Origin of the sequence: Streptomyces sp. SM1 (assembly GCF_002910825.1) — a bacterium.
Classification (GTDB): domain Bacteria; phylum Actinomycetota; class Actinomycetes; order Streptomycetales; family Streptomycetaceae; genus Streptomyces; species Streptomyces okerensis.
Window position 1 is genome coordinate 1 of the sequence record NZ_NEUB01000623.1, and the last position, 4,851, is coordinate 4,851.

A 4,851-nucleotide genomic window follows, 5' to 3' on the forward strand; every position below is an offset into this window, starting at 1 on the left:
GGCCAGCCGTCCGGGGCGGCGATGACCTGCACGTTTCCTCCGTGGTGCTTGTGCTTGCCCGACCACCACAGGTCCGCGCCGTTGGGGCCGGCGGCAGCCACGCGGTCGGTGCGGATGACCGTGCCGTCCAGATTGAGGTGGGTGTACCCGGCCGCCGCCGCCCTCTCCAGCGCGCTGGACAGATCGGGCGCGTGGCCGGCGAGCACCGTCAGCCCTTCGTGCAGGTAGCGGTAGGCGGTCGGTACCGAGATGCCGTTGTCCCGGGCGAGTTGGACCAGCCGGGTACCGTCGACGAACCAGCGCAGCACGAGTACCGCCTGTTTGAAGACGCCCAGCGCGCGAGTGCCCTTGCGGGTCCCGAGCTGCTCGCGGTGCCCGCGCAGCAGCTTCGCGAGATGCTCGGCGGTCGCCCTGCGGACATCGAGCACGGCGGTGTAGGTGATAATGGACGCCACGTGGAGCCTCTGGTTGTACGGAACGTGATCTTCGCAGACCCGTTCCTACCAGGGGCTTCACTCATGTCTGACACCGAGTCACCATCCCGCCGTCCGGCATCATCACACACCGCAACCGTCACGTTGCTGAGAAGACTTCATTGCTCCGACAAAGGCGCAGTCGACTCCCGCGTTCTGGTAGGTGATTTTTCTGCCGCTCCCCCTGACGATGTGCGTGAACATGCAGCCCGTCGGGACCTTCATCGTCACGCCTCCCACGGTGTACTCGAAGGTCTGCACGGGAGTTGATCCAATGGCGCCGGCTTGCGCGCCGGTCGGCGTAGTGAGGACGAGTGCTCCTGCGGCGGTCAGGGCCGTGATGAAGCGCGCAGCGTACTGTATGGGCAAAGTGGTCCATTTCAGGCGATCTCGTGACGAGTACCTGGACAACCATTTCCCGTAGCGGCCAGTTACAGAATTTCCTCTTGTTCACCGGCATGTGTGATCAAAGAACGGTCGGCTGACAGGAGAAACGTTTATGGCGGCCTGATGATGTGCCGCGCTCTCATCTGCCGAATAGCGGGCAGCTTGGCGAGGGTCTGCGCGTGAGGGCTGTCGTCCCGCACGCGTGATCTCGGCGAGCCTGCCACCGCAGCGGCGCCATGTAGCTGTGCGGACCCGGTCCATGACCGAGGCGGCATCCCGCAGCGGGCCTCGGCCGTGGCCGTGGACCGCGCCGGTGAACGCCTTGCCCCGACTTCCGTATATAAGGGTGTGTCCGGCGGGCCTGTCGGGTCCTTCGACGATGGGTGTCATTGAGGCGTCCTTACCGTGAACGGTTAGCATCGCCCGTCAGCGGAGCCGTCAGTTGAGTTGAGGTGAGGGACATCGAGACGCCGAGGATCGCCGTCGCCGTCGTGACCATGGGGAACCGGCCGGCCGAGGTGGACGCGCTGCTGGAGTCCGTCGCCAAGCAGGACGTGCCGCCCGCGCGGATCGTGATCGTGGGCAACGGCTGTCCGCTGCCCGAGTTGTTCGCCCAGCGGCTGTCGCTGCCCGGCGAGGTCACCACCGTCGAGCTGGAGGAGAACCTCGGTTGCCCCGGCGGGCGGAACGTGGGGATCGAGCGGCTGCGGGAGTTCGGGGACGTCGATGTCGTCGTCGAACTGGACGACGACGGCCTGCTCGTCGACGCCGATGTACTGCGGCGCGTGCGGGACCTGTACGCCGCCGACGACCGGCTCGGGATCGTCGGGTTCCGGATCGCGGACGAGCTGGGGGAGACCCAGCAGCGGCACGTGCCGCGGCTCGGGAAGGCCGATCCGATGAAGGGCGGGTACGTCACCGGGTTCCTCGGGGGCGGGCACGCGCTGCGGATGACGATGCTGGACGAGACCGGCGACTGGCCCGGCGCGTTCTTCTTCGCGCACGAGGAGACCGACCTGGCCTGGCGTGCCGTCGACGCCGGGTGGCGCATTCTCTACGCGCCCGAACTGCTGCTCCAGCACCCGAGGACCTCGCCCGCCCGGCACGCCATCTACTTCCGGGTCAACGCCCGCAACCGGGTGTGGCTGGCCCGGCGGCGACTGCCGCTCGTGCTCGTACCCGTTCATCTCGGGGTGTGGGTGCTGCTCACCCTGCTGCGGAACCGGTCGGCCTCCGGGCTGCGCGCCTGGCTGGGCGGGTTCGTGGAGGGTCTGCGGGAGCCGGCCGGCGAGCGGCGGGCCATGCGCTGGCGGACGGTGTGGCGGCTCACCCGGCTCGGACGGCCGCCCGTCATCTGAGGCGCTCCGCCGTCCGGGGCGCCCCGTCATCGGAGGCGCTCCATCATCCGAGGTGCCGGTCATCCGAGGTGCCGGTCCGGTCGTCCGAGGTGCCGGGAGCCCGAGGCGCCCGTTGTCCGGGCGCCGGCTGTCGAACAGAAGGACGAGGGCCCGGTCGTTCACCTCTGTCGACCGGAACCCTCGTGTCCGGACCGGGCCGCGGCGGCGACACTCCCCCGAGCTGCGCGTTCTACGCGCGCACCCCCGGGCCGGATCCGATGTAGTGATGACATCAGACTTTGCCAACGGATCGCTAACATATGGCCCATGTTTCCGCGTTGAGTCAGCCGGAAGGCAGTGGTGCGGCGTGACACGGCACAGGCTGCGCTTCGGACTGCTGGGGACGCCGGTCCTGTACGGCGACGGTGCCGCCGTCGGAGCCGGAGATGACGTCCCCCGCTCGGTCCAGGTGATCGGAAGCCCCAAACTCCGCGTCCTGCTGACCGCGTTGCTGCTCGACGCCGGACGTGTCGTCTCGATCGAGGCGTTGAAGGACGCCATGTGGGGCGGGGCGCCGCCCGTCTCCGCGCTCCCCTCCCTGCACAATCACGTGGCCCGGCTGCGACGGCTGCTCGACGACCCCGGCCGGCTGCTCACCGTGCCCACCGGGTATCTGCTCCGCGTCGACGAGGGCGAGACGGACGTGCAGCTCTTCGACGCGCACACCGCCGCCGCCCGCGCCGCGCACGCCGCGCGGGACTGGGAACGGGTGGCGCGCGCGTGCGGGGACGCGCTGGCGCTGTGGCGGGGGACCCCCCTGGCCGGGCTGCCCCCGGAAGTGGGCGGGTACGCCCTGGTGCGACGGCTGCGTGAGGCGCGGCTGCTGCTCCTGGAGTGGCGGTACGACGCCGAACTCGCCCTTGGTGCCGGACACCCCGCCGATCTCGTGCCCGAGCTGTCGGCGCTGGCCGCCGAGCATCCGCTGCGGGAGGCGTACCACCGGCAACTGATGCTCGCCCTGCACCGCACCGCACCGCACCGCACCGGCCGGCAGGCGGAGGCGCTGGTGGTCCACCGTGACCTGCGTGCCCGGCTGGTGGACCAACTCGGCGTCGAGCCGGGGCCGGAGGTGCGCGAGGCTCATGTGGAGGTGCTTCGGGGGAGAAGGTGGTCGTGGTCACGGGCCCGGTCACCATGATTCCGGTCAGGAAGGTCACGCATGCGGAGACGGCCACGATGACGGCCCGTCCGGTGGTGCCCGCAACGGCAGTGGCCTTCCCCGTCCCGCGCAACTGCCCCCGGTGCCGGCTCACTTCACCGGCCGGGACGGTGAGCACGGTGAGCTGATCCGTGTGCTCGGCCGCCCTGAGCGGCTGACCGGGGCCACCGCCGTCGCCGTCATCAGCGGTACCGCCGGTGTCGGCAAGAGCGCCCTCGCCCTCCAGACCGCGCATACCCTGACGGAACGTTTCAGCAGCGGTCAGCTCTACGTCAACCTGCGCGGCGCGACCCCCGGCATGACCCCTCTCACCCCCGCCCAAGCGCTCACCGCGCTCCTGCGCGACCTGGGCACCCGGCCCTGTGCGATCCCTGAACACCCGGACACGGCCGCCGCGTTGCTGCGCTCCCTGCTCGCGCCGACCCGTACCCTCCTGCCTGCGTTCCGCGCAATTCAGGGGTTCTGGAGTACCTGCCAGGCTGAAGGTGCAGGTCAGCGGGTTGGAGGCTGGTGACGCGGCCAGATTCGCCTAGAGACGCGATTTTGCGGATTCACCTGCGCTGACCTGGAGTTGCTCCGTAGGGTCTGGAGTCGTGTATGTGAAGACGACGAAGCGGGAGAACAAGTCCGGCACGGTCCGGTACCTGCACCTGGCCCACAATGAGTGGGATCCGGTGAAGGGCCGGGCGGTCCCGAAGGTCCTGTTCACGTTCGGCCGTGCGGACGACCTCGACCGGGACGCGGTGAAACGCCTGGTCGCCTCTCTATCACGGCTGCTGGAACCGGGCGAAGCACTGGCGTCGACCGCGGCGGGTGACCTGGAGTTCGTCTCCTCGGTCCCGTTCGGCGGCACCTACGTCCTCGATCATCTGTGGCGGCGACTGAAGATCGACAAGATCGTCGGGCAGGTCGGGCAGGTCGGGCAGCCCAAGCGGGGCAGACGCCGGGACATGTCGGTGACCGAGCGGGTGCTGTTCTCCATGGTCGCGAACCGGGCCCTGGCCCCGTCGTCGAAGCTGGCCGCCGCGGACTGGGTCACCAACGACGTGCATGTCGACGGCCTGCCGGCCTGCGACGACGACGCCTGCTACCGGGCGATGGACTGGCTCCACGAAGTCCAGGACGACCTGGAGAAGCGGGTGTTCGACGAGGTCGCGAACCTTCTCAACCTCGAGGTCGACCTGCTGTTCTTCGACACCACCAGCACCTACTTCGAACTGGAGGAGGCCGACGAGCTCGTCGCCCGCGACGACAAGGGCCGCCTCCTGCCCGCCGCAGACGACACTCCCGCCGACGCGGACGACAGTGGCGACGCCCCTGATCAGGCCGGGTTCCGCACGTCCGGGAAGTCGAAGGACTCCCGCGACGACCTTCCGCAGATCGTGATCGGGATGGCCGTCACGCGGGACGGGATCCCGGTCCGTGTCTGGTCCTG

The 4,851-nt window shown here is 69.4% G+C and carries 1 protein-coding gene and 3 pseudogenes; 3 read left to right on the forward strand and 1 reads right to left on the reverse strand.

The window, feature by feature from the left end; translation table 11 throughout:
• A pseudogene (locus B9S61_RS15790) lies at positions 1-455 on the reverse strand (IS5/IS1182 family transposase); the annotation flags it as partial.
• Positions 456-1,321: 866 nt separating this feature from the next.
• Between B9S61_RS15790 and B9S61_RS15800 the strand changes: the two are divergent.
• The 3 genes and pseudogenes from B9S61_RS15800 to B9S61_RS15810 all read left to right on the forward strand — a co-directional run.
• On the forward strand, positions 1,322-2,218 hold the full coding sequence (locus B9S61_RS15800) for a glycosyltransferase family 2 protein (RefSeq protein WP_103542836.1): 897 nt from the start codon (positions 1,322-1,324) through the stop codon (positions 2,216-2,218).
• Between the two features lie 346 nt (positions 2,219-2,564).
• Positions 2,565-3,852: pseudogene (locus B9S61_RS15805) on the forward strand (BTAD domain-containing putative transcriptional regulator); the annotation flags it as partial.
• A 163-nt stretch (positions 3,853-4,015) separates the two neighbouring features.
• Positions 4,016-4,851 (forward strand): annotated as a pseudogene (locus B9S61_RS15810) (transposase); the annotation flags it as partial.